The organism is Brevibacillus dissolubilis, assembly GCF_006170445.1.
Taxonomy (GTDB): domain Bacteria; phylum Bacillota; class Bacilli; order Brevibacillales; family Brevibacillaceae; genus Brevibacillus_B; species Brevibacillus_B dissolubilis.
The window spans coordinates 112,738-136,930 of record NZ_VCNA01000005.1; the positions used below are offsets into that span (position 1 = coordinate 112,738).

A 24,193-nucleotide genomic window follows, 5' to 3' on the forward strand; every position below is an offset into this window, starting at 1 on the left:
CTTTCAACAAAAGCTGGTGGAGATGAGGCGGAGGCAGGGGAGTTTACCTCCTTTAAAAATCTGCTCAGCGGAGGGAAAATAACGGGCGGGTTTAGCTTCCTTGAATCTGCTAAGGGGAAACCACTTCGTACGATTAGGCTTCTTCGAACCCTTTTGCCCCGAAGGAGACCGTTATTTTTGACAGCATCCATGCAGATTTTTAACAGAGGTAAAATAACATGCCTCCGCCTCATCTCCTATCTCCGACCAGACCTTTTATTTAGACCCCAGCCCATAGGAGCAAAATGCCTATGGGTGCATACCATGTAGGGACGTTAAGCAAGATGCAAGAGGGGAGAGTCTTTACGTGAAGATCCATACCGTTCAAAAAGGCGATACCATGTGGAAGATCGCGAAAAAATATGGTGTTGACTTTCAAGCACTTCTCCGTGCAAACACCCAGTTGAAGAATCCTGATAAGATTATGCCGGGGATGAAGATTAAGGTCCCGACAAATCAGTCATCTGTTCGTCCGCAAACCCAGGCTGCTGAAGATTTTGTCGTTCCTTCACCAAAGGAGCAGCAATTGCCGATCTTTGAGCAACGTCCTATTAAGGAACAACCGATTCAACCACCGATTCCGGAGCCGATTGGAGGTCTGCCTAGCGAGGAATCTCCAGCTCCAACCCCAGTCCCTGCACCCCAAGCAGAAGTACCACCGGCACCGGTAATGCCTGAAGTGGTTTCACCTGAGATGGAAGAGTCTCCAATACCTGCTCCGGCACCACGTCCAGCTCCCACACCTATGCCAGCACCGCAAGCCCGTCCGTATGTCCCGCCTGTACAGCAGCAACCGATGATGCAACGTCCTTTGAATCCACAGCCGCTCCCACCGATGATGCCACAGCCTTATATGCCGCCACAAATGATGTATCCCATGCAACCTTGCCCACCGATGATGCGGCAACCGATGAGACAGCAGCCGATCCCACAACAGCCAATGGTTCGACCGCCGATGACCCAGCAGCCGATGGTCCGTCCACCAATGGTACAGCAGCCCCTTCCACAACAACCGATGCAGCAGCCTACGATTCGCATCCAGATTCAAGAACACATGATGGAGCAACGCCCGATGCATGCACAGCCGTTCCTGCCGCATGTACCGCCACTCTGTCCACCAGCACCGGCGAATCCACTTGTCCGCCCAATGCCTAATATGGCCCCAGGCTATGATTCCTGCGACGATGCTTCTTCTTATTCTTCCTATAGCAGAGAGTACGACAGCAGTTCACAAGAGAGCAGAGACTACCGTTACCCAAGTCACCACGATCATTCTCACTATGATCACAGCTCTTCGTATTACTATGGACCGTCTCACCACCATGGACACCATCCTCATGGCCACATGCCGTACATCCCGATGCACCGGGAGTCTTCGGTGGACGACAGCAGCTATCACGGTTATCATCCATACGGTGGATATCACCCGCACCACCCACATCACCACCACCCCCATATGCACAGCCACATGTACCCTTCCTATCAAGCCATGCCTCCAGCGCCGGAGCGCGATGTATGGCCGAGTTGGGAAAAGGGACACCATGAGTCATCTTCCTCCAATTGACGAGGCTTAAATGGATCAAACATTCCAGCGGTCCCTGGAAAGAGCGTTTCGCTGTCATATTTACGGGGTGAAACAAAAACGAACGGTCTATCTCGTGCGGACCAACCGTGGTCTGTGGGTAGTGAAAGGCTACAAGGAGCTAGACAAAGCAAACTGGGTGACCCATCTGGCTCAAGCTCTCAGGCAACAAGGGTTCTATCAGACGGTCGAGTACGTCCCGACCGAGACCAATGAGCTGGTATATCCATACGGCAACCGTTTTTTCACTGTCATGAAAGCGATTGATGGACGCGAAGCCAACTATGCTCACTCCTATGACATGAAAAAATCCATCACCACTCTTGGCAAATTCCATCAGGCGGCACAAGGGTTTCATACGATGCCAACGATTCTGGGACAGAAGCCACCGCTGATGGACAAATGGGAGCGGAGATTGGAAACATTCAAACGCATCTCAGAAAAGATTAATACCCGTGGGCCACAAAACCGTCTCGAACAAATCATCTTGAGCATGAACAAAGAGATTAAACGGGATGGGGAAGAGGCCGTAACCGCTATGAAGATCCTCCCGATCAGCGAAGAAATGAGTAAGGCCGCTACTTACGGTACATTGGCCCACCGAGATGTAGCCAGCCATAACTTTATGCTGACAGAGCCGGGAACCTGTTTCCTGATCGACCTGGATACGGTGGACCAAGACATGCAGCTCGTCGATCTCGTCCAGTTTATGAGCCGCATGCTGTTCCTGCATGGCTACAGTTTTGCCGCTTTCCAAGATGCTCTGGATTCTTACCAAAAAGTAAATCCGCTTACCGATACACAAATTACCATGCTGTATACCATGCTCCGTTATCCAGACAACGCCCTTCGTGAAATCACCGGCATCTATGCCAAACATCCCGGCTACCGCGCCCGAGGCGTCATCCAACTACTCACCATGGAACGCACCGTTCGCCGCCAACGCCGAAAAATGCTTGGCCTGGATGAAGAGTCCCTGCAGTCCAGATTGTGGAGCGGAGTTCAGTTATAGAGAGAGTGTCGAGTATAAGAAAAGGCTGATGACAGGTGGAAGTTGGAACCGTGTCATCGGCCTTTTTGGTGTGTGGAGATGGCAAGGAGGGGATGGGGGAAGGAGGTTAGGGAAGGGATAAGAGAGCTGAGCCGAATAGGATAGGACAGAGAATGGGGGGAAGAAGGAGAGCAGTTGGAGAGTTAGAGTAGTTAGGTTTGGCGGTAAGCAGGCATGAGCAAGCCCCGGATTCTACGATAGCTGGTGGGAGAGGTGACGGCTGGCAAGAAGCGAGCCTCTTTGGATTCCCCACTCAGCGGAGAGGAAGACAAGGGCGCACTACTTCTTTGAATCCTCTCAGGGTCAACCTCATCGCCTGAATCTGCTTCCCCGAAATTTTTGACCCGAACCAGCCCTTGTCTTCCTCGTAGCGGACAGTTCCCCTTCTTACGAAGGGAATCCAACAAGGCGAGCATCTTGCCAGCCGTCGCCTCTCCCCGCACCCAACACATAAAAAAGGAACCGGGGAAAATCCCCGATTCCTCTTTCCAACAACAAATACCGAAAGCTTACTTCACCACTACACCAAACGTGTCTTGGATCAGACCTGCTGGCAGGTACAGTTTGCTGTTATCAAGTTTTGCGTTAACGGCTACTTTCTTGCCGTTTACAGTTGCTTCAGCTGCGCCCAGTACATACGCTACTTTTGCAGTACCTTTTGTCAGGGTAACAGTGCGGGAAGCTTTATCGTATGCGACAGCGATACCGAGGCTGTCAGCAGTTGTACGAACCGCAATGAGTTCTTTTGGATCTTTCTTCACTACCGGAGCTGGAGTAGCCGGAGTTGCTGGCTTAGCAGGGGTAGTTGGAGTTGTAGAAGCTTGACCTTTGGACAGGTCGATGGAGTATTTACCAAAGCCGGACTCAAGGGTGCTGATGAACTTGATGTTGCCCAGTTTTTCAGCCGCTGCTTGCGCGTTAGGGGAGGTTTCGAATACAACGTTTGCTTTGCCGTTGATTGGAGCGAAAGACCAGTTGTTGTCAGCCGCAGGGTTTACGGTTTTGAGAGAAGAGATATAACCGATGACCACTTGACGGTTTTCATCTGGAGAATCTACGATGATGTTTTGACCTTTGAGGCCAGGGAAGTTACCGCCGCCGCTTGCACGGTAGTTGTTGGTTACAACCACGAATTTTTGCTCAGGATCGATAGCTTTGCCTTGGAAGGTAAGATTTTTGATCCGGCTGGAGTTCGCATTTACCACGTTACCTTTTGCATCGTATTTAGCAGGTTGAGTAACGTCGATTTGGTAGCTGACACCGTCAATAACATCGTAGTTGTAAGTTGGGAAGTCATTGTTGATCAGGGATTGTTCTTCGGTTTTGTTCGGATCGATTTGGTTGAACTGACCTGCTGCCATTTCGAGCCATTCTTTTACTTCAGAGCCTTTGAGCAGAACTGCTTTCAGGGTGTTTGGATAGATGTAGAGGTCAGATACGTTTTTCACAGCGATGGTGCCTGCTGGGATGTCAGTGTAGTAGCTAGCGCCACTGCGTCCACCTGCTTTGAATGGAGCACCTGCGGAGAGAACTGGAATACCGTCGTACTCAGTACCTTTGATGGATTGCTCTACATACCATTTTTGAGCGTTGGTAACGATTTGGATGGATGGGTCGTCATTTACCAGCGCGAAATAGCTGTTGATTGGAGCGGTTGTTTTACCAACTGGACCGCGTACATATTCGAGTGTACCTTCATGCTCATGCTTCACGGCATCGAGGATCGCTTGGTCAGCATCAGCAAGGGATTTTTTGTTGGTTTTGTCGTAGATTGGGCGTGCTTGGGATTGGGTATCCACTACAGACCATTTGCCGTCTACTTGTTGGAGAGTGAGGTCGATGACACCGAGGTGGTCGCCCCAGAAACCAGGCATTACAGAAGCTTTGCCGTTGATGGTACCTTTGGCTGCGTCTACGCCTTTGATGTTATCAAAACCTGTGCCTGGGAATACTTTATGGGAATGTCCGAAGAGGATTGCGTCAATGCCTTCTACTTGGGACAGGTAGTAAACAGCATTTTCATCGTTGCCTTTGGATGGAGCCGCTTCAAAACCGGAGTGCGGGATTGCTACGATGATGTCAGCGCCTTCCGCTTTCATCTTAGGAACGAATTTGTTAGCGGTTTCTACGATGTCTTTCGCAATCACTTTACCTTCGAGGTTTGCTTTGTCCCACTGCATAACTTGCGGTGGCACGAAACCGATTACACCCACTTTGAGGGTTACTTCTTTGCCCGCTTCATCTACGAATTTTTTCTCGAGGATGCGGTATGGTGTGAAGAAGTTTTTGTCATTGTCAGGATTGTTATCCTTGTCATCTACATAAACGTTTGCATTTACATAAGGGAACTTCGCGCCTTTGAGGCTGTTGTCGAGGAACTCAAGGCCATAGTTGAACTCGTGGTTCCCGATGTTACCCATATCGTAGTTCAGTTGGTTCATCGCTTTGTATACAGGGTGAACTTCGCCAGCTTTGAGAGGCTTGATTTTTGCCATGTAGTCGCCGAGTGGGTTACCTTGGAGCAGGTCACCGTTGTCGAACAGCAGGCTGTTTTTTACTTCGGTACGAGCGTTTTTGATGAGTGTAGCTGTTTTAGCCAGACCAAACTCATTGGTAGGGGCATCTTTATAGTAATCATAGTTGACTACATTCACGTGGATGTCTGTGGTTTCAAGAATACGCAGTTTCAGGGTGCTGGATGCTTCCGCACTAACAGATGAAGTTGGAATAGCCAGAGCACTTACAACCAGAGAAGAAGCCAGCAAACGATTCATATGATTCTTCTTACGCAAAGGTAAATCCCCCTTAATAATTATATATAATACAAATTCAGAACAGTTAAGATATTACCACAAAATGATAGTTGTCGACAGGTCAATTCATAAAATGATAAAAAAAATTTAAAAGCATGAAAATAATGGGTGTTTTTATGTATTTCATGAATATTCCGGGAGTTACAAACTTGAAAGTATAAACAATTGTAAACAGCTCGTCGAAATGTTGAATTTTGGTGAAGATTAGTAGAAAAGAGGGTATATCACGAAAGCCCCATGGTGAAACTAGAAATGGAAATAAAGCCGGAAAAAGGGGCAAGTTACAATGAAGAAACGACATTGGCTGTTCTTTTTCACGTGGACGGTGCTGCTGATCGGAGTGATCGGGGGCGGCACATGGTATCTCAACCATACGATCAAAGAACTGCAACATACAGGCGAGACGACGATATCTGCGAAGAATCAGGATAACGGCAAAGCAGTACCGGTTGACAGCAATTCCCGCAAGCTGGTCCTCTCCCGCACTTATCTGTGTGGTATGAAGGATGAGGAGCAAAAGATGATCTCTGATGTATCACTGGAGCAGCTGCTCAAAACCTACATCGGCTGGGAGATCGCCGCATTGGAAGCGGACAAGGTGGTATTGCACCGCCGGGAAAATGATATCGCACCGGCCTGCAAGGAGCACGGCTACTTCGGCTTGTCACCAGACGGTATGCTGACCCTCTTCAACGGAGTGCCGAGCGACCGCAATGTGATTCAGACGTTCTATCAGATCAATACCTCACGCATGCAGGTGAGCCTGCCGAAAGAAGAGATCGAGCAGCTGAAAAAAGGAATCCGGATTCGTGACCTGGCCGAATACAACAGTGTACTGTCTACCTATGGTGAGTTTCAGGAGGAAGAAATGCTGGACGGGCATTAGACATATATAGAAATGAATACCAGAACATACAGCCTCTGCAGGGCGATTTATCTGCATCAACACCGCGGATTGATCGTCCTGTTTTTAGTTTGGCAAAAGACAACGCCGTCTGCAAATTTTTCTGCTTGTGTCGAAAAAGATCTTGTGATAGATTGTTACATATTCCAAAGCAACAACCGCATATCAACTCGTATAATTTTGGGAATGTGGCCCATAAGTTTCTACCGGACGACCGTGAATTGTCTGACTACGAGTGAAAGAGCATCTAGGGTTCCGCTTGACTACGGCTGATCATCAGACAGTGGTAGGAGGACTGGTCCGAGCGATGCTGGCGCTTATGCGCTACACCTAAGGGATAAAAACCCAGGAGGACAGGTTTCACTTGAGATCTTCAGATCACATCAAGTGGGGCTTGTCCTGCTGGGTTTTTTTAATTGTCATGGAGGGGAAATCATTTATGAAATTGCTGCAAGAACGAATCAAACAGGATGGGCTTGTATTATCGGACAAGGTCTTGAAGGTTGACTCTTTTCTGAATCATCAGGTGGACGCTGTGCTGACCATGGAGATTGGCAAGGCGTTCGCAGAGATATATGCGGGCAAGAACATTACGAAAGTCGTGACGATTGAGGCAAGCGGGATTCATTTTGCCATGGCGACTGCGTTGGCGCTGGGTGTGCCGTTTGTTTATGCGAAAAAGAAAAAAGCCGTCACACTGACCGAGGATTTGTATTCTGTACCAGTGCATTCCTTCACCCGCCAGGAGACGTATCAGGTAAGTGTGTCCAAGCGTTATCTGTCAGCAGATGACCACGTGCTGATCGTCGATGATTTCCTTGCGACCGGAGCGGCATTGGTAGGGCTGACTGAAATCATCAACATGTCTGGCGCCGAGCTGGTGGGTGTAGGCTGCGTAATTGAGAAGAGCTTCCAGGAAGGCCGCGGTCTGCTGGAGGAAAAAGGCATCGAGGTTCACTCGCTGGCCCGTATTGAATCGATGTCACCGGAAAATGGAATTATCTTTATCGATAACGAAAGTGGGGCAAAAGTGACATGCTAAGCAAACAACGCGTATTTGCTCTTGGATTTCAGCACGTCCTTGCCATGTATGCAGGTGCGGTTGTCGTACCACTGATCATCGGGGGAGCGCTCAAATTAAATGCGGCCCAGATGGCTTACCTGATCGCGGCAGACCTCTTTACCTGCGGGATCGCAACACTTTTGCAGGTAATTGGCACCAAATATATCGGCAGCCGTCTTCCGGTCGTACTTGGCTGCACATTTACAGCAGTAGGGCCGATCATTACCGTATCGCTTGGCTCCAATCTGGCGACGGCCTATGGGGCGATTATTCTGGCCGGCTTGTTCGTGTTCTTTGCCGCACCGCTGTTTGGCCGGTTGCTGAAGTATTTCCCGACGGTGGTGACAGGTTCAATCGTAACCATCATCGGTCTGTCACTGATTCCTGTGGCGATGAACAATGTGGCAGGCGGACAGGGCAGCCCTGATTTTGGCCAACCCCGAAACCTGCTGCTGGCACTCGCTACGCTCTTGCTGATTTTGGTGATGAACCGTCTGTTTACGGGCTTTGTCCGTTCGATTTCCGTATTGCTTGGTCTGGTCGCAGGTACAGCGATTGCTTATGCGCTTGGCATGGTTAATTTTGGCGCTGTGGCAGAAGCTTCCTGGTTTAATATTGTGCAGCCGTTCTACTTCGGGATGCCAGAGTTTAATCTGACAGCGGTGTTGACGATGATTCTGGTATGTATCATTAGCATGGTGGAATCCACCGGCGTTTATTTTGCAATCGGGAAAGTCACCGATCAAACCGTTCAGAAAAATGATATCGTCAAGGGTCTTCGTGCAGAGGGCTTGGCTGTGATTCTCGGTGGGATTTTCAACGCGTTCCCATACACGGCTTATTCTCAAAACGTCGGTCTCGTCTCCATGACTGGTGTCAAAACCCGTAATGTCGTCATGGCTTCCGGTGGGATCTTGGTCGTGCTTGGTCTGTTGCCAAAGCTGGCTGCTCTGACCACAGTCATTCCTAATCCAGTGCTCGGCGGTGCGATGGTGGCGATGTTTGGGATGGTCGTGGCGTCTGGGATTAATATCTTGGCTGACGTCGACCTGCGTAAAAATGAAAACCTGCTGATCGCAGCGTGCTCCATCGCGGTGGGTCTTGGTTCTTCTGCTGTTCCACAGATGTTTGACCAGCTGCCAGAGATGGCGAAGATGATTATGCAAAATGGAATCGTGTCCGGCTCCATCACAGCGATTGTACTGAACCTCCTGTTGAACAAGCAGCCAGCTGTTGAAGGGACGCAAGAAGCCGCGAAGAACGCAATAGCTTCCAACGTCAAACCACAACAGGCATAAAAAAGAGAAGCGAGTACTGGATAAACCAACCGATACAGGGGTTTATTACCAGTGACTCGCTCTTTTTCATATGGAAATTCTGGTGTACGATGAAATTAAGAGTCATCGGATGCGGAGTCACTCGAATCCACATCGGCTTCATCGTCATCTGTATCCGAATCGTTTTGGTCCCTATCCCCATCACGTGTCAGTCCAGCTATTTTCCAGCGGTCAAAGGGAGAATTCCGTTTGAGAAAAAACACCCAGGTGCTGTGTTTTCTCCGCTTGTCGCCTTTTTCGATCAGCTCTACTTCCATCGGGATGACGGCTGTGACGAGATCGACAACCCCTTCCTGCTGTGCTTGCTTGCTCGGTTTGACATAGAGGATGCGTTCTTTTGCAAATGGCAGGGTTGCTCCATCCATCGTCATCGCCAGTGTCTCATAATCCTGCTCATGCATGGCGGTCAGGAAATACTGAACCAGCTCGGCCGGTTTGGCATGAATCAGTGTGTGCTTCAGCTTGCCGGCTGCTTTTAGTATCATCATCGAGTGGCTGGGATCGGGGATGGGCCGTTTGTGCGTAGAGCTTCCGGTAAAATGGATGCAAAAGTGACCGTTAAAGTTGTTGCCCGCAATCGCTCCCTTGCCGTGGGGCATGCCATGCATCGATGCGGCAAACGTCTTGCCTTCGCTGTAGACGAGGATCGCCCGCCGTTTCCAGCTCCATTCACCCTGATAGATTTCTTTCATAATCTGGGTGTCTTCTTTGGTCAGGGGCTGCACGTCGGCATGCTGACTGCCCGCCCGGCGCTGTACACGAAACTGCTTGCCGGTCTCTAGATCGACGACGGTGGCGTAGCCGTATCGTTTGAAGGTCTGGCGTACATCCTGCCAATGAAGCGGCTGACCGTAATGCGCTTTTTCCGCGATCCGTACATACTCTTCCAAGGAAGAGGTCTGGCTTTGAGACAATCCGATCAGCGAATGGGCAGCAGGTTCGAACAGATGGGAGTAAGAGTCGAAGACAAAGGTGCGGTTGTCAATCTGGATGGTCGCCCGTGGCAATTCGGGCTGCAGGCTACTCTTGAGCCGATGGGCTTTGAGGATATGCTTAGCCAGATTGTCCTTGCTCTCGATGGTCAATGTCGAGACGAAGGCAGAGGATGGTGATGCATGTACCGAGACTGTCCATCTTTTATAATGGGCCGAGGTAGGAGCGGCTGTGATGAACAGAAGACAAAAGCTCAGGAGCAGGCAAAGGGTTCTTTTCATGTGGGAGGTACTCCTTTTCCATCTGAATACCGATATACCGAGGGAAGCCAGATAACAATAGATAGTATGCAACCGCCATGGTTTGTCGATGTCTGTAGAATCTTGGGACATATTGTGCCAGAACACTTGCAGAATACTGTCGGTAGCAGTTAGAATTTAAGGAAAAGGTAGGAAAAGAAACAAGGGAGGGCGCTATGACACGATGGTGGGCGATTGTCTGTATCCTGATGGGAGCTACTGCGGTCGCAGGTGAACTCAAATTCATTCCGTTTTTCGGAATGTTTCGAATTAGTCTAGGTGGAGCAGTCTTTTTCTTTCTACTGTTGTTGTATAAGCCCAAACGTCTGCCATTGGTCGGATTGCTTGTCGGGGGATTTGTCGTGGCTTTTCGGATGATCCTCGATTATACGTGGGGGACGAGTGATGGATGGATGGAATCCTTTATGTATCATCTGCCGGCGATGGGTTATTATTTGATGTTTGCCCTCTTATGCTATGTGATTCGTCTGAATCGGATGGTCTCTCCACTGCTTATCGGTTTTGCCGGTGCGATGATTGATTTTTCATGCAATGCAATGGAATTGACGATTCGTATGCTGCTTGAGTCAGGGGAGTGGAATGTCGCCAGCAGATTGGTGGCGATCTTCTCCATCGGGATGATCAGAAGCTTCCTGGTCGTAGGGATCTACAACATGCTCGAAACCAGACAGCTGCAGGCCGTACATGCCGAACAGCAAAAGCGCGTGGACAAGCTCCTGCTGTTCCTCTCGGGCATGCATGAAGAAAGACTTTACCTGCAAAAGATGATGAACCAGGTCGAAGAGGTGACGCTGAGCAGCTACCAGCTGTACCGCAAGCTCAACGGCAATCCGTGTGCGGCAGATGCCCTGCGGCTGGCCGAGCAGGTGCATGAGGTGAAAAAAGACGCACAACGGATCGTCGCCAACCTAACCAAGAACATGAAGCAAGAGAAATTGTCAGAAGAGATGGAAATTACCGATATTGTCAGACTGGTGGTTCAAGCAAATGCCATCTATGCCGAGCATATCGGCAAGCGGGTGCAGTTCAGTCTGGATGTACAGGCAGATTGGACGACGAACCGCTACTATTCCTTATTATCCGTCTGTAACAATCTGGTAGCCAATGCCATCGAAGCGATGGAAAAGGAGCAGGGCTTTATCCGTCTGCGGTTTTGGGAAGAGAGCCGTCATTTGATGATTGAAGTCAAAGATGACGGGCCGGGGATCTCACAGGCTGATCAGCGAGTTATTTTTCAACCAGGCTATACGACCAAGTACGATTCCAAAGGAAATGCATCAACAGGGATTGGATTGGTGCACGTAGCTTCTATTGTGAAGGATTTGGGCGGTACGGTCCAAGTAGAGAGTGTGGCTGGGAATGGGACGTTATTTCGTATCATAATCCCGAAGCTGTCGCTTCAACCGACCGCAGAAAAAAGCAGCAGCATGATGGGAACCAAAGGAGCGAGTATAGATGAGCAGATTCTTTATAATGGACGATGATCCGGCGGCACGTCGAATGTTGGCAGCGATCATCGAGGATAACGAGCTGGGCATGGTTTCAGGTGAAGCAGAAGACGGTTATGGGATGGAGAGCGTCGTTATCCGCAATGCGCCGGATATCCTGTTGATTGACCTTTTGATGCCCAAGCAGGACGGGATTGCGACGATCCAGCGTCTTTCTCAGATGGGATTTGGCGGCAAGATCGTCATGCTGTCACAGGTGGAGCACAAAGAGATGGTCAGCGAAGCCTATATGCAGGGTGTCGAGTATTTTCTCCACAAGCCGATCAACCGCGTAGAAGTGCTCGCTGTCCTGCGCAAGGTAATGGAAAAGATCCAATTGGAGCGCTCGGTCGAGGAGATCCGCCGTTCCTTGGCATGGCTTGGTACGGAATCGGCTGTGGCTCAGGAAAAAGTAACGCTTTCCACCGCGGAATTGGTGCGTGCCACCCTGACCAACCTCGGTGTCGTAGGGGAAGCGGGCAGCCGTGATATGACACGGATCATCGAGTATCTCGCGGAAAATGAGCATGTCTTTGATGAGCGGCACTTTCCTTCCCTGCAGGAGCTGTACATCGCGATCCTGCCTGGAGATGCAGATGAAGAATCAGCCAAAAAAGAGATCAAAGCGACGGTTCAGCGAATTCGCCGTACGGTGGGACAGGCGTTGATGAATGTAGCGTCCATGGGGCTGACCGATTTTGCCAACCCGGTGTTCGAGCAGTATGCGACGACGTATTTTGACTTCGCTGATGTGCGCCAAAAGATGCGGGAGATCGAAGCGGACGAGCAGCAGACACGGGTACGGCTGAATTTGAAGAAGTTTTTATATGCGCTGTATCTGGATGTCGTCAAGGATGACGGTGGCAAAAAAGCGTGACCCTGTGAGCTTGGCGGGTCATGCTTTTTTTGTTCTACATAGAATGGGTACCTTTGAGCCATACTGTTGGTACGACGTGAGAAATGGGAGGAATTCTTGTATGTCTTCTATGCCTAGAGGAAGCTACAAAGACCAGTTCCATCAACGTTTGTACGTTCAGCTGAACCAGTGGAATAACCGTGGTATAGGGCGCAGAGAAATCAACCGGATGGAGAATCAGATGCACAACGAGGTTGATGATTATGCACATATGCAGCACGATTACGCTGACTCTCTGGGGATGAACAAACACTAACTCACGTCGTTAACGGCCCAACCTGTGCTTGTAGGAGCAGGGTTGGGCTTTTTGTGTGGAACGGGACAATGAACCATGGACTCTTTGTCTACATATCATGATGGGAAAATATGGAGGAGGGGAGAATGTGGTGGAAGGAGTAAGGAGTAAGGAGAGGAGAGCCGAGTGGGGAGCTGACAGGAGGAGACGGGATCGCTCCTTTTAGCGTCGTAACGGATGAGGTAAGACCTGTTCCGGGCGCGGTCATCCGTATTTCTGACAGAGATGGACGGCTGATTTATCAGACAGAGACAGATGAACTGGGCAATACAAAACCAGTCTCATTGCCTGTAAACAAAAGGGAAGGCTTCTCTCTGTACCGGGTGTTGGTGGAAGCGCGCGGCTTTGTTGCGAAGGAATTAATGGACGTGCAGCTTTTCCGGAAACGGACAACGAATCAAACGGTTAATCTGGAGAGAGCCCCCGGTGAACGCTTATTCACTCAACCTCTGGCCCCGTTTTACTGATCCACGGGAAGTTACCGGAATTATCGACCAAAAAACATATTATAAGCTGATCCGCCAGTACAATAACTGGCTGCGGCTTACCGCATAAGAGGGGAGAGTCCCCTCTTTTTGTCGTTAGGGAAATATATGTTCGCTCATCAGCTGGATTTGTGTTACCATATAGGAATATAGATTAACAGATAGAATCGGGGAATCCAATCATGCGTATTCTCGGAATTGACCCTGGCATTGCCATCGTCGGGTTCGGGTTTATCGACCAACAGGGCAGCCAGTTGAGGCCCGTACAGTTCGGCAGTATCCAGACCGAGGCGGGTCTTAGTGTGCCGCTTAGGCTCAAGCAGATCTATGAATCGATGCAGAAGCTCATCGAGACGTACAAGCCGGATGAGATGTCAGTGGAGAAGCTGTTTTTCAACCGTAACGTGACGACGGCCTTCACGGTCGGACAGGCGCGCGGTGTGATTCTGTTGACAGCAGAGCAGGCAGGGATTCCTGTCTATGAATATACGCCGATGCAGGTGAAGCAGGCGGTCACCGGCTATGGCGGCGCGGAAAAGAAACAGATTCAGGAGATGGTGCGGCTCCTGCTGAAGCTCAAGGAGGCACCCAAGCCGGATGACGTGGCGGATGCGCTCGGGATTGCCATCACGCACGCGCAGTTCCGTCCATTCCAGAAAATAGCGGAAGGTGCAGGAAAACGATGATTGATTTTGTAGAAGGCAAAGTAGAATATATTGATGCAGAATACGTTGTGCTGTCGGCTTCCGGTGTCGGCTATCGGGTGTTTACCCCGAATCCCTATGCGTTTGTACAGGACGAAGGCAAGGTGCGCCGCCTGTTCACGCATCATCATGTGCGGGAGGATGCGATCCATCTCTACGGATTCGCCACCCGCGACGAGCGCGATCTGTACCGTCGTCTCCTCGACGTCTCAGGAATCGGGCCAAAAGGAGCGCTCTCCATCATGGGTGTCGCCACTCCAGAACAGCTGGTGCTGGCGATCCAGCAGGAGAATCTGGCGTATCTGACCAAGTTCCCCGGCATCGGCAAAAAGACGGCACAGCGCATGATCTTAGACCTCAAAGACAAGCTGCAGGGCTTCACGCCATCGATGGTCATCCCGTCGGCTTCCTATGTCGCACCGCCTGAGCGCTCAGGTCTGGACGAAGCATTGGAAGCACTGGCGGCGCTTGGCTACAGCGACTCTGAGGTGGTCAAGATCAAGCACGGACTGATCGAAAAAGCAAAAGACGGCGCCACCACCGAACAGCTGATCAAGCACGGTCTGGCTTTATTAATGAGGGGGTAGGATAGATGGACGATCGTATCATTACGACCCACATGCAATTTGAGGACGATGTGTCCGAACTCAGCCTGCGACCTCGCTATTTATCTGAATATATCGGGCAAAAACAAGTAAAAGATAACCTCAAGGTGTTCATCGAAGCGGCCAAAATGCGTAACGAAACACTTGACCACGTCCTGCTCTATGGGCCGCCGGGTCTGGGGAAGACGACCCTCTCCCAGATCATCGCCAATGAGATGGGCGTCAATATCCGCGTCACGTCCGGCCCTGCCATCGAGCGTCCGGGTGATCTGGCGGCGATCTTGACCAACCTGCAGGCAGGCGATGCGCTGTTCATCGACGAGATTCACCGTCTGAACCGAAGCGTCGAGGAGGTCTTGTATCCTGCGATGGAAGACTTCGTGCTCGATATCATTATCGGAAAAGGGCCGAGTGCGAGAAGTGTGCGCTTGGATCTGCCGCCGTTTACCCTGATCGGTGCAACGACGCGTGCAGGGCTTTTGTCTTCGCCATTGCGTGACCGTTTTGGTGTGGTCAACCGCTTGGAGTATTATGATACCGATGAGCTGGCTTTCATCGTCACACGCGCTGCCGATATCCTTGGAATCGGCATCAAAGAAGGCGGGGCCAATGAGATCGCCAAGCGCTCCCGCGGGACGCCGCGTGTCGCCAACCGCATGCTCAAGCGTGTCCGCGACTTCGCGCAAGTGCAGGGACAAGGCGTGATCACCAATGAGATCGCCCACGAAGCACTGGAGCGGATGCAGGTGGATTCCTGCGGTCTCGACCATATCGACCACAAGATGCTGCTTACGGTCATCGACAAGTTCGCAGGCGGGCCGGTCGGTCTCGATACCTTGGCGGCAACGATCGGTGAAGAACCGCAGACGATTGAAGATGTCTATGAACCCTACCTGTTGCAGATCGGCTTCATCCAGCGCACCCCGCGCGGCCGAGTTGTGACACCGCAGTGCTACATGCATTTCGGACGGGAGATGAAATCCTAACATGAATCCGGTGACCAAAATCCTGATCATCGTCGGGGTGATCTGTATCGTCGCCGGGCTGATCTGGCAAGTCGGAGGCCGTTTTCTCCCGCTTGGCCGTCTGCCCGGTGACATCGTGGTGGAAAAAGAGAATTTCCGCTTTTATTTCCCGGTGGTGACTTGTATTGTGATCAGTGTGCTGCTATCGCTTGCAGGTTATCTGTTCCGGCTGTTTCGTTAGTACCGCTAGTACCGCTAGATCTGATCCTATCAACTCACGTGAATTCGATCAGCCTGTCTAGCGCAGTACCATGCAGCAACACAGCAACACCAATAGCAGGTCATAAAGCAAAAGCCTTTTCTCGATCCGTGGCAGGTTCCACGTAGAGAAAAGGCTTTTTTGGTTAAAACAACCGAATATTCGCTTCATCCAAAATCGAATACGTATGCGATGCCTGCTTATCCACTTCAAAAATAATCAGGCGCAGATGCTTTAGATCGGCGGGCAATGAGTCCAACAGAGTCAGATCATACTCCGTATCTCCCAGCGGGTAAGCCTTGGGCAGTGTCTCGGGGTTAAACCGATAGATTCGGCCTTTGTCATCCTTGAGCAAAAAGGAGCTGCTCTCCTCACTGCTCATATCGCTTGTGACCAACAGCTTCAACCGCTGTTCCTGCTCATTGGCGACGAATCCGGTCACCTGATAGGTCAGATAGCTGCTCTCGATCTGGTTGGGCAGATCTTTTTCCTTCAGATTGGCCTTCAGCTGATGCTGGGCAGGCAAGGTTGTCGCGGCAGGAGCCTGCTTGGGCAGGGGAAACAGAGTCTCGCCGATTTGTACCTGCTCCGGCCATGTACCGACAGGCAGGGCAGGAGCAGTGGGATCGGTATCGTTCACACCCAAAGCAAAGCGGTAGCTGCTGTCTTTGTAGCGTCCGTTATGGCCTTCCTCCCAGAGCAGCTTGGTCAGGGGAAAGCTCTGATTCTTGTACGTCAGCGTCATTTTTTTGACCGGCAGCTTATCCAGATAGACATCACGGTCCCGATAGGTGATGGTCAGTACGGCAAAAAGCCGTTCGTCCTGCCAACCGATCCCCTCTAGTTGCAACTGATAGTCGGGGGTGTTGGGTTCGGGGCTGTCTGTGCGCATGATGGTTTTGCTCAGGTTGAGCGGATAATACGTATGGGTCTGTTCATAGATCACTTGTGGGGACTGGCCGATGCGTGCGCCGAATAAGGTCTGGCTGCAACCGACGATCAGGGCAGACACAAGCGAGAAAAGAGTGAGATACCAAAGGAATCGGGTTCGCATGGTTGCCTCCTCTCACGGGCGTTTACTTAAGTGGTGATACCCATCATAAGCTTTAATGATTAAGAGAATATTAAAAAAGCCTCAATAATTGTTAATAACATTTTTTGTTGCCAATCTGTGCAAAAAAAAAGACTCCCGCAATGGTGGGCGGGAGAGAGAATAGAGGGGTAGTCACTATTTTGTCTGTTCTTTCCGTTTTTTATCCAGCCAGTTCAGCAGCAATGTGCGGGTCTCCTCGCGCAGCTTCTGCTTCGCTTGTTCGAGGGCAGTGGTGAAGGCGCGGTTCTGCGCAAGCTCTGGATGGCTAGAGATAAAGTCTTGGTAGACGGCACCGTTGATATACAGCTGCTTATCCAGTGGATCGGTGGCTTGGGCTTGAGAGAAGTCGCTTGGTTGCTTCAGGTCATAGCTGTAGGAGGCGGCAGGCTTACCTTTCTGCGGGAATTTGAGCAAGTAAGAGCAGTAGAGCAGGTCTTGGGTGAACTCAGAGACATTGGAGCCTGCTTTGGGCTTGATGTTGCCTTGTTCATCTGGAGCGAAGCTCGGGAGTCCGATTGAGACCGCCCAGATGAGTGCAGGGTCTTTGGTGTCTTTGGGAGTGATGGTGCGTGCGGCCGGATTGTCTTGGTGAAAAATGTTGTACAGCACATGGGCGACGACTTCACGGGAGAGGGTGTTCTTGTGGTACTCCTCTGCGCTGATGTATCCGGAATCGATGAGCGAGCGGATGAAGTCATGGCTGATCTCTGTGGGGCGGCTGGTGCCCCCGCTTGGTATCTCGGTTGGTTTGGCGTCCAAGGTGCCGACCATCTGGTACACGTCGAGCAGGAAGGTGGAGAGAGCGGCATAGTAGGCGTCGATCTGAGAGCCTGTGTTCATCTCTCCCCACGAGGCTCGGTAAGCGAGTGCCACCTGACGGGTGTTGGCCGCGTGCGCTTGGAATTCAGGTGTCGTGTTGGTCGTAAGTTCACTCAGCAGTTGCAGTGTCTGCTTCTGGTCTGTGATGGTGAATGGTTTGTAGGTGAAGGTGAATTCGGTAGGTGTCGCGTCTGTTGGCTGATAGATGATCTCACCCTTGGTGTTGAGGTAGACGAGCTTGCCGCCGAGCTTCGCCTGTGCGCGGCCGCTCTCGAATGGCTCTGCCTGATCGAAGCGGAACGGGGTGATCAGTTCGCCACGGTCGTTGAGATAGGCCCATTTGTCTCTTTGTCTGACACGGGCAAAACCGTTCGCAAATTCGCTCACCTCATCAAAAGCAGGAGCGGCCAGCACGGTTCCTTTTGCCGTGACAAAGCCCCACTTGCCGCCGAACTGGACGGGGTTCATGCCTTCTGTCGGATAGCCGGGCTCATCGTAGGTGGGTGGCAGGAGCACTTGACCGTCGTGGCCGATCAAGCCCCATTTGCCATTGGTCAAGACGAAATAAGCGTCCGGACTGAATTGGAACCGGATTCCATCGTAAGTGGGCGGGATCAGGGTCTTTTTGCCAAGGAGATAGAGACCTTCCTTCTTATTCTGAACGATATGGATAAATCCTGATTGCTCATTGATGCTCACCAAGTCATAGACAGGGGGGAGGACACTCTGCCCCTTGGCATCTAGCACGCCCCATTTGTCGTCACGGCTGACACGGTACATGCCGGAGTCGTCTGGGCTGATGCTTTGGTACTCCAGCGGTACGACCGTCTTGCCGCTGGAATCGACGACACCCTCTGCTCCGTTACGCGTAACGATGTGGTTGCCTCCTTGGATGGGGCGGATGTCATCATAGCGCTCGTTGTTGATCGGCTCTCCCTTTTGGTTGATGAACAGCCATTTCCCCGCTGATTGGACTGCATACAGTTGCGACTGGTCGAGGCGGTAGCGGATATCCTCGTAAGTAGGTTGGAGGACCACTTTGCCCAGCTGGTCGATGATGCCCCATTTGCCGTTCTGCTTGACAAGCGTCGTTTTTCCGTCAGGTGTGGTGGTGTACTCATCGTAGAGCGGGCTGATGTAGTAGGTTCCGTTCGGCTGGAGGGTGATGAAAGATGACTGTGAGCCTTTGCGGGCGACGGTGAAGTTGTTAGGTTCGTCAAAAACAGCATCATAGACCGCCTGTGTGAGCAGCTTGCCACCGGGTGCGATCACGGCCCACTTCCCTTGGATCTGGGTCTTGGCGAGGTTGTGCCGCAGAAGTCCGAGTGTGGCATATTGGGTAGGAATCACGAGCTTGCCAGTGGTGTCGATCGCTCCCCATTTGGTACCGCTGCGCACGATCGCGCGTCCCATCGTAACATCATGGGCAAGTGCATAGCGCAAAGGGATGACGAGCTTGCCGGAAGGATTGACGAAGCCGTAGAGATTGTTCTTTTTCACCAGGGCCAAGCCTTCTGAGAAGGGGTGTGCCGCTTGGTATTGAACTGGGATGACCAGCTTGCCGTTGCTGTCAAACAGGCCCCACTTGTTGCCGACACGGACTTGGGAGGAGCCGTCACGGTGGATGTAGTTGAGCTCGTCGTATTGGGGGGCGATCAGGGTAGTGCCTGACTCTGTGATCAGACCCCATTTGCTGCCCTTTTGCACTTTTATGAGAATTCGTCTGAGATCGAGGTTGTATTGGGGATCGATCTGGGCGAATTGCGGGCGGAACATCCACTTGCCCTCGGGGGTCATGATCCCCCAGCTTTTCCCGTCAAAAGGGGCGAGCAGAGACTCGATCTCAAGGACGTCCTTGTACACAGCATCGAGCAGAATCCGGCCTTGCATGCTGACATAGCCGATGTTGTCACCGCGCTTGATTTTATAGTAGCCAGAGTAGGTTCGTTCCACAGAGTCATACTTCGGTTCGATTACCACTTGGTTTTGTTTGTTGATGAAGCCCCATTTATAGTTGACCTCGACCGGGAAGATCTCGGGTTCTTGTTTTTTCACGGAAATCGTGGTCTGCATGGGTTGGGAGGCATAGGCGGGGCTGGTTGAGAGCAGCATCGATACGCTCAGGGTGAGTGCAAGTAAGGGGGTATAAGGTCTCATCGGTGAATCCTCTCCTTCGTTCTGTCTGCCTGTTCCATATAGAGAGACGGTTATGGGCAGGAGAATGTTACCTTTTCGTCGAATAAATCGTCCGTTCAGAATTTTCGACAAGGAAACATGTTGGGAGGAAAAGGGGGAACTCACGGGGATGAAACGTGTTCGGAACAAGACAGCTATGGTGTGTGCAAGCGTTCTGTCCTTGTCAATTCTCGCTCCATCGCCTATGACACAAGCCGCCGGGGATGATATCCGTGTGGCCCTGTTTATTGACATCGGAACGGGATACCGGGGGACGGTGCCTGCTGTGACGCTGACGAGTGAGAGCGGCTTTGAGATGAAGCTGATCGGAGCGGATGGGCGTGAATCATTGCCTGACAGCGAGGAGACGACGGCCCGTTTTCGCACAGATGAATTCCAGTTGGCTGTGATCCATACCGCTGATCTGGCTCTGGCCCAGAAGACCGCGCAGACGCTGACCCAGCAACGCTATGAGGCAGTCATCCAAGCGGAGGAAAAAGGCGGTCGGATGATGTACACCGTCATGACCGGCTCCGCCAATACATATGAGCAAGCGACTACCTTATCCAAGCAGGTAGCAGCCAAGACCGGTACCCAGCCCAAAATCACCGGGCCACTTCATCTCGAAGCGGGCACGTATGATTCGTGGAAGGAAGCGAAGGAGTGGGAAGAGCGGTTGGAGCAGGCTGGTCTGTCGGCAGACACGGTGTATATCCAAGACGGTGATGACCTGGGGTACGCGGTCTGGATCGGCAGCGAAGTCTCCGATGCGGCCCGCGATAAGCTACAGGATCAGGCCAAAGAACTGTTCCCGCAGGTGAAATTCCGTGCCCCGCGTGCGGACAGCTACGTGATCCTGCGCCAGGTTACAGCCAATACGGGTAAAGTCAACCTGATCAATCAGTACATGATCTCACCACAGGCGAAGCTTCAGGTCACACCCGGCGATGATGCCCGTGTTCCGCTGATCGGGGTGACAGAGCGGAGCGGACGCCGTTATCGCGGGATGATCGAATTGTTTGAGCATAAAGGATTTTTGACAGTGGTCAATGAGCTGTCGATGGAGGAATATCTGTACGGGGTTGTTGGCTCGGAGATGGCGACCGGCTGGCCGTTGGAGGCACTCAAGACGCAGGCCGTGCTTGCCCGCACCCGTGCTGTCGGGCAGGGCAACAAGTATGGCGTCGCAAATCTGTCTGATACGGTATACGAGCAAGCGTACTACGGCTATGACAAAGAGGCCGCCGATATCCGCCGTGCAGTTGACGCCACAGAGGGCGAAGTGATCTGGTACCGGGGCAAAGTGGCAGAATCGCTCTTCTATTCCAATGCAGGCGGCATGACCGCAGACGGCAAAGAGGTCTGGGGCAATTCGGTCGCTTATTTGGAGGCGGTGCCAAGCCCTGATGAATACCCGCTGAATACCGCCAAGACGTGGTACCGTGTCGCCCTCGCTGACGGGACGATCGGCTATGTACGCAGTGATTATGTCACGGTCAAATCCGGCAGAAACGCCATCGGACTGGAGCAGGGCACGATCAACACCAGCAATCTCAACCTGCGCAGCGGCCCAAGCACCACCATTCACAAGACACTCCGCACCGCTCCAAACGGCACACAGGTAACGATCCTGCACAAAGAACCGGAGGAGAATCCATTCGTCTGGTCGCGCGGCCCTTACACCGCCCAAGAGATGACCAAGATGATCAATGACGCCCAAGCCAAGAACAAAGGCAACAAGATCACAGGCACGCTCCAGTCTCTGGAGGTGACCAAACGAGGCGAATCAGGCCGGGTCCTGCAGATGGAGGCAGACGGCACGGTGATCAAGGTATCCTCACCAGATGCCCACCGCAGCGTGTTCGTCCAAGGTGATCAGAGCCTGCGCAGTACGAAGTTCATCGTCGAAGAGATGGGAACCTACAGCGTGCTTGGCGCAGATGGAAAAGTGGTCAACTATCCGGCAGAAAGCCGTGATCTGAAGGCCGTCGGAAGCAGCTCCGGCACAGCCGCCACCGTCAACGGATCGAGTGAAGAATTCCTCATCCTCGATGGTTCCAATAACCTGCGCGTCGCGTCCAAGGAGCAGAAGTTCATCCTGCGCGGCAACGGCTTCGGCCATGGTCTGGGAGTCTCCCAATACGGCGCCCGCCAGATGGCGGAGCAGGGGTATGACTACAAGGATATCTTGCAACACTACTACCAAGATGTAACGATAGAAGAAGAGTAAAAAGGAGACTAATTCGTGGACGTTCAATTGTTTGATTTTGACCTGCCAGAGCATCTGATCGCGCAACATCCGCTCGAAAACCGCACAGGCTCCCGCCTGCTTACCCTACATAAAGAAACAGGCGAAGTGGCCCACCGCCAATTCACCGACCTGATCGACTACCTGCACGAAGGCGACTGTCTCGTGCTCAATGACAGCCGTGTCCTGCCTGCCCGCCTGATCGGAGTCAAGCCAGACACCGGGGCGAAGATCGAAATCCTGCTGCTCAAATCACTCGGCGATGACCGCTGGGAAACCCTCGTCAAACCAGGCAAACGATTCAAGGAAGGCGCTGTCGTCTCATTCGGCGACGGACTGCTCACCTGCACCTGTGAAGAGATCACCCCGACAGGCGGGCGTATCGTCCGTTTTCACTATGAGGGGATCTTCTATGAAATCCTCGATAAGCTGGGCTCTATGCCGCTTCCACCGTACATCCACGCCCAGCTGGATGACCGTGAGCGCTACCAGACCGTCTACTCCCGCGAGTTAGGCTCTGCGGCAGCTCCGACAGCAGGCTTGCATTTTACCCAAGAATACCTGCAACAGATCAAAGACAAAGGCATCGAACTGGCTTTCGTCACCTTGCATGTGGGTCTGGGTACATTCCGTCCGGTTGATGCTGATACGATTGAGGAGCATGTGATGCACGCCGAGCACTATGAGCTTAATGAAGAGAATGCCGCGATCATCAGCCGTGCACGTGCCAATGGCCGCCGTGTGATTGCCGTAGGTACGACCTCCTGCCGCACACTGGAGACGATCGGACAAAAGCACAATGGTGCAGTGGTGGCGGATTCCGGCTGGACGGATATTTTTATCTACCCAGGTTATGAGTTCACCGTGGTCAATTCACTGCTGACCAACTTCCATCTGCCGAAGTCTACGCTTGTGATGCTGATCAGCGCACTGGCCGGACGTGAGCATGTGATGAAAGCCTATCACGAGGCGATTGAGCGGGAGTACCGGTTCTTTAGCTTTGGGGATGCGATGTTGATTTATTAAGAGGGGGGAGCGGATGCTCCTCTTTTTTGTTTCGCATAAGGGGGTAGTACCAAGATTTTTGACAAAACATACGCTCATACTTTTAATTCCAAATAGAATGATGAAGTGACGTGAAACAATGCTTTTACGTCACTTTTTTTCATAGGAAGCTGTTCAAACCGAGCGGTGAAGTGAGCATAACATACGAAAAAAGTGGCGTAAAAGTAAAGTCTCAATATGTTGGTGTAATGATGTTAGCTGCATGTTTGAAGCAAATGAGGACAAAAAAGAAAAACCGTTAAGTTGTCTGAACGGAGAAAGTTGAATTAGAAGTGTTAATAAATGAAACTTAAATCCCTGTTTTAACGCCAAAACCTACTAAAATCAAGCCGGTTGATTTTTGGAATACTTTCTGGAATTTGGAGTTATTCAACAATTTTTTTGTGAAATCAATTACATAAACAAGGGTTAGAAACCACAATACAGCAAGTAAAGTAAGGATTGATGCTAACACAATCAATTGCTGATTTACATTTCCGTTCAAATCGATAAATTGAGGCATGACAGTTATATAAACTAAAACAGTCTTTGGATTAAGAACATTACTAAGTAATGCTTGCAAAAAGGACTCTTTATTATGTCGACTTGAAGAATTGGTAGGTGCATTCGCTTGTGCTTGAATTTCCTCTAAAGAAAACAAACTTTTAGCAAAAAAACTTTTTATACCCAAATAAATTAAGTAAGCAGCTCCCAAATATTTGATTGTACTAAAAAGAATTACAGACTTTGCAATAACAACAGATAATCCAAGAATAGCAATAAGCGTCCAAAAAGAAAGTCCCGTTGCCATTCCGAGAACCGTATAACGTCCTGCTTTTGAACCATAGCTGAGCGTGTTTTTCACCAGGAGCATAGTATCTGCTCCTGGTATAACAACCATCATTGCAGCAATTGAAATGTATGTTAGTAAGCTATCCATGTTGCTTCTCCCTTCTTTCTCTAATAGTGACTACCGGAGTAACTACTTACATGAGTATATCAGAATCATTTGAAAATAATCAACAGATTTTGATAAAATATTAGTTACTAAGGTAG

Annotated in this window: 20 protein-coding genes and 1 riboswitch; of the genes, 15 read left to right on the top strand and 5 right to left on the bottom strand. The window is 51.1% G+C overall.

Annotated features, from left to right (window positions below; translation table 11 throughout):
• Positions 1-346 precede the first annotated feature (346 nt).
• Positions 347-1,603, top strand: a complete 1,257-nt coding sequence (safA, locus tag FGI41_RS25625) for a SafA/ExsA family spore coat assembly protein (protein ID WP_139490299.1) — start codon at positions 347-349, stop codon at positions 1,601-1,603.
• Positions 1,604-1,613: 10 nt separating this feature from the next.
• Positions 1,614-2,633, top strand: coding sequence for a YutH/CotS family kinase-like spore coat protein (locus FGI41_RS11545; protein WP_139490300.1), 1,020 nt, complete (start codon positions 1,614-1,616; stop codon positions 2,631-2,633).
• Positions 2,634-3,181: 548 nt separating this feature from the next.
• Here the strand turns inward: FGI41_RS11545 and FGI41_RS11550 are convergent.
• Complete coding sequence (locus tag FGI41_RS11550) at positions 3,182-5,446, bottom strand: bifunctional 2',3'-cyclic-nucleotide 2'-phosphodiesterase/3'-nucleotidase (RefSeq protein WP_139490504.1); 2,265 nt, start codon at positions 5,444-5,446, stop codon at positions 3,182-3,184.
• Positions 5,447-5,771: 325 nt separating this feature from the next.
• Here FGI41_RS11550 and FGI41_RS11555 point away from each other — a divergent pair, with 325 nt between their 5' ends.
• The 3 genes from FGI41_RS11555 (at position 5,772) to FGI41_RS11565 (ending at position 8,750) form a co-directional block, all read left to right on the top strand.
• Positions 5,772-6,371 carry a BofC C-terminal domain-containing protein gene (locus tag FGI41_RS11555; RefSeq protein WP_139490301.1) on the top strand — a complete coding sequence of 200 codons (600 nt, stop codon included), beginning with the start codon at positions 5,772-5,774 and terminating at the stop codon, positions 6,369-6,371.
• Between the two features lie 168 nt (positions 6,372-6,539).
• Positions 6,540-6,641: riboswitch (purine riboswitch) on the top strand.
• A gap of 187 nt (positions 6,642-6,828) precedes the next feature.
• Positions 6,829-7,431, top strand: a complete 603-nt coding sequence (locus FGI41_RS11560) for a xanthine phosphoribosyltransferase (protein ID WP_139490302.1) — start codon at positions 6,829-6,831, stop codon at positions 7,429-7,431.
• Entirely contained in the window at positions 7,425-8,750 is a 1,326-nt protein-coding gene (locus tag FGI41_RS11565) for a nucleobase:cation symporter-2 family protein (RefSeq protein WP_139490303.1), read from the top strand. The genes FGI41_RS11560 and FGI41_RS11565 overlap by 7 nt, the downstream gene beginning before the upstream one ends.
• A 95-nt stretch (positions 8,751-8,845) precedes the next feature.
• Here the strand turns inward: FGI41_RS11565 and FGI41_RS11570 are convergent, their stop codons facing one another.
• Entirely contained in the window at positions 8,846-10,003 is a 1,158-nt protein-coding gene (locus tag FGI41_RS11570; RefSeq protein ID WP_139490304.1) for a hypothetical protein, read from the bottom strand.
• Positions 10,004-10,197: 194 nt separating this feature from the next.
• Here FGI41_RS11570 and FGI41_RS11575 point away from each other — a divergent pair, with 194 nt between their 5' ends.
• From FGI41_RS11575 to FGI41_RS11605, 8 genes are all read left to right on the top strand, one after another.
• A complete protein-coding gene (locus tag FGI41_RS11575) occupies positions 10,198-11,526 on the top strand; it encodes a sensor histidine kinase (protein ID WP_139490305.1) in 1,329 nt (442 codons plus the stop codon).
• The gene (locus FGI41_RS11580; protein ID WP_139490306.1) at positions 11,498-12,406 is read left to right on the top strand and encodes a response regulator; all 909 of its coding nucleotides are present in this window, start codon (positions 11,498-11,500) and stop codon (positions 12,404-12,406) included. Before FGI41_RS11575 ends, FGI41_RS11580 begins: the two co-directional genes overlap by 29 nt.
• A 100-nt stretch (positions 12,407-12,506) precedes the next feature.
• Entirely contained in the window at positions 12,507-12,701 is a 195-nt protein-coding gene (locus tag FGI41_RS11585; RefSeq protein WP_139490307.1) for a hypothetical protein, read from the top strand.
• A gap of 465 nt (positions 12,702-13,166) precedes the next feature.
• Positions 13,167-13,295 (top strand): hypothetical protein, encoded by a 129-nt coding sequence (locus FGI41_RS25440; RefSeq protein ID WP_255298435.1) that lies wholly within the window; start codon positions 13,167-13,169, stop codon positions 13,293-13,295.
• A gap of 112 nt (positions 13,296-13,407) precedes the next feature.
• Positions 13,408-13,911: a crossover junction endodeoxyribonuclease RuvC gene (gene ruvC / locus FGI41_RS11590; protein ID WP_139490308.1), complete on the top strand. Its 504-nt coding sequence runs from the start codon at positions 13,408-13,410 to the stop codon at positions 13,909-13,911.
• Positions 13,908-14,516: a Holliday junction branch migration protein RuvA gene (gene ruvA, locus FGI41_RS11595; protein WP_139490309.1), complete on the top strand. Its 609-nt coding sequence runs from the start codon at positions 13,908-13,910 to the stop codon at positions 14,514-14,516. Before ruvC ends, ruvA begins: the two co-directional genes overlap by 4 nt.
• A 5-nt stretch (positions 14,517-14,521) precedes the next feature.
• The gene (ruvB, locus tag FGI41_RS11600; protein ID WP_139490310.1) at positions 14,522-15,520 is read left to right on the top strand and encodes a Holliday junction branch migration DNA helicase RuvB; all 999 of its coding nucleotides are present in this window, start codon (positions 14,522-14,524) and stop codon (positions 15,518-15,520) included.
• A gap of 1 nt (position 15,521) precedes the next feature.
• A complete protein-coding gene (locus FGI41_RS11605) occupies positions 15,522-15,740 on the top strand; it encodes a DUF2905 domain-containing protein (RefSeq protein WP_139490311.1) in 219 nt (72 codons plus the stop codon).
• A gap of 163 nt (positions 15,741-15,903) precedes the next feature.
• On the opposite strand, the gene FGI41_RS11610 is transcribed toward FGI41_RS11605, so the two are convergent.
• Both FGI41_RS11610 and FGI41_RS11615 read right to left on the bottom strand, forming a co-directional pair.
• Positions 15,904-16,812 (bottom strand): hypothetical protein, encoded by a 909-nt coding sequence (locus FGI41_RS11610; RefSeq protein WP_139490312.1) that lies wholly within the window; start codon positions 16,810-16,812, stop codon positions 15,904-15,906.
• Positions 16,813-16,986: 174 nt separating this feature from the next.
• Positions 16,987-19,827, bottom strand: coding sequence for a WG repeat-containing protein (locus FGI41_RS11615; protein ID WP_176560242.1), 2,841 nt, complete (start codon positions 19,825-19,827; stop codon positions 16,987-16,989).
• 148 nt (positions 19,828-19,975) lie between these two features.
• Between FGI41_RS11615 and FGI41_RS11620 the strand changes: the two genes are divergently transcribed.
• Positions 19,976-22,075 carry a SpoIID/LytB domain-containing protein gene (locus tag FGI41_RS11620; RefSeq protein WP_255298436.1) on the top strand — a complete coding sequence of 700 codons (2,100 nt, stop codon included), beginning with the start codon at positions 19,976-19,978 and terminating at the stop codon, positions 22,073-22,075.
• Positions 22,076-22,090: 15 nt separating this feature from the next.
• Positions 22,091-23,119 (top strand): tRNA preQ1(34) S-adenosylmethionine ribosyltransferase-isomerase QueA, encoded by a 1,029-nt coding sequence (gene queA, locus FGI41_RS11625; RefSeq protein ID WP_139490314.1) that lies wholly within the window; start codon positions 22,091-22,093, stop codon positions 23,117-23,119.
• Positions 23,120-23,447: 328 nt separating this feature from the next.
• Here the strand turns inward: queA and FGI41_RS11630 are convergent, their stop codons facing one another.
• Entirely contained in the window at positions 23,448-24,077 is a 630-nt protein-coding gene (locus FGI41_RS11630) for a homoserine/threonine efflux transporter (RefSeq protein WP_139490315.1), read from the bottom strand.
• Positions 24,078-24,193: the final 116 nt, after the last annotated feature.

Excerpts from the sequence above, each read along its gene's own strand:
- FGI41_RS11545 (WP_139490300.1), top strand. The coding sequence starts at position 1,614 with ATGGATCAAACATTCCAGCGGTCCCTGGAAAGAGCGTTTCGCTGTCAT.
- FGI41_RS11550 (WP_139490504.1), bottom strand. The coding sequence starts at position 5,446 with ATGAATCGTTTGCTGGCTTCTTCTCTGGTTGTAAGTGCTCTGGCTATT.
- FGI41_RS11555 (WP_139490301.1), top strand. The coding sequence starts at position 5,772 with ATGAAGAAACGACATTGGCTGTTCTTTTTCACGTGGACGGTGCTGCTG.
- FGI41_RS11560 (WP_139490302.1), top strand. The coding sequence starts at position 6,829 with ATGAAATTGCTGCAAGAACGAATCAAACAGGATGGGCTTGTATTATCG.
- FGI41_RS11565 (WP_139490303.1), top strand. The coding sequence starts at position 7,425 with ATGCTAAGCAAACAACGCGTATTTGCTCTTGGATTTCAGCACGTCCTT.
- FGI41_RS11570 (WP_139490304.1), bottom strand. The coding sequence starts at position 10,003 with ATGAAAAGAACCCTTTGCCTGCTCCTGAGCTTTTGTCTTCTGTTCATC.
- FGI41_RS11575 (WP_139490305.1), top strand. The coding sequence starts at position 10,198 with ATGACACGATGGTGGGCGATTGTCTGTATCCTGATGGGAGCTACTGCG.
- FGI41_RS11580 (WP_139490306.1), top strand. The coding sequence starts at position 11,498 with ATGAGCAGATTCTTTATAATGGACGATGATCCGGCGGCACGTCGAATG.
- FGI41_RS11585 (WP_139490307.1), top strand. The coding sequence starts at position 12,507 with ATGTCTTCTATGCCTAGAGGAAGCTACAAAGACCAGTTCCATCAACGT.
- ruvC (WP_139490308.1), top strand. The coding sequence starts at position 13,408 with ATGCGTATTCTCGGAATTGACCCTGGCATTGCCATCGTCGGGTTCGGG.
- ruvA (WP_139490309.1), top strand. The coding sequence starts at position 13,908 with ATGATTGATTTTGTAGAAGGCAAAGTAGAATATATTGATGCAGAATAC.
- ruvB (WP_139490310.1), top strand. The coding sequence starts at position 14,522 with ATGGACGATCGTATCATTACGACCCACATGCAATTTGAGGACGATGTG.
- FGI41_RS11605 (WP_139490311.1), top strand. The coding sequence starts at position 15,522 with ATGAATCCGGTGACCAAAATCCTGATCATCGTCGGGGTGATCTGTATC.
- FGI41_RS11610 (WP_139490312.1), bottom strand. The coding sequence starts at position 16,812 with ATGCGAACCCGATTCCTTTGGTATCTCACTCTTTTCTCGCTTGTGTCT.
- FGI41_RS11615 (WP_176560242.1), bottom strand. The coding sequence starts at position 19,827 with ATGAGACCTTATACCCCCTTACTTGCACTCACCCTGAGCGTATCGATG.
- FGI41_RS11620 (WP_255298436.1), top strand. The coding sequence starts at position 19,976 with ATGAAACGTGTTCGGAACAAGACAGCTATGGTGTGTGCAAGCGTTCTG.
- FGI41_RS11630 (WP_139490315.1), bottom strand. The coding sequence starts at position 24,077 with ATGGATAGCTTACTAACATACATTTCAATTGCTGCAATGATGGTTGTT.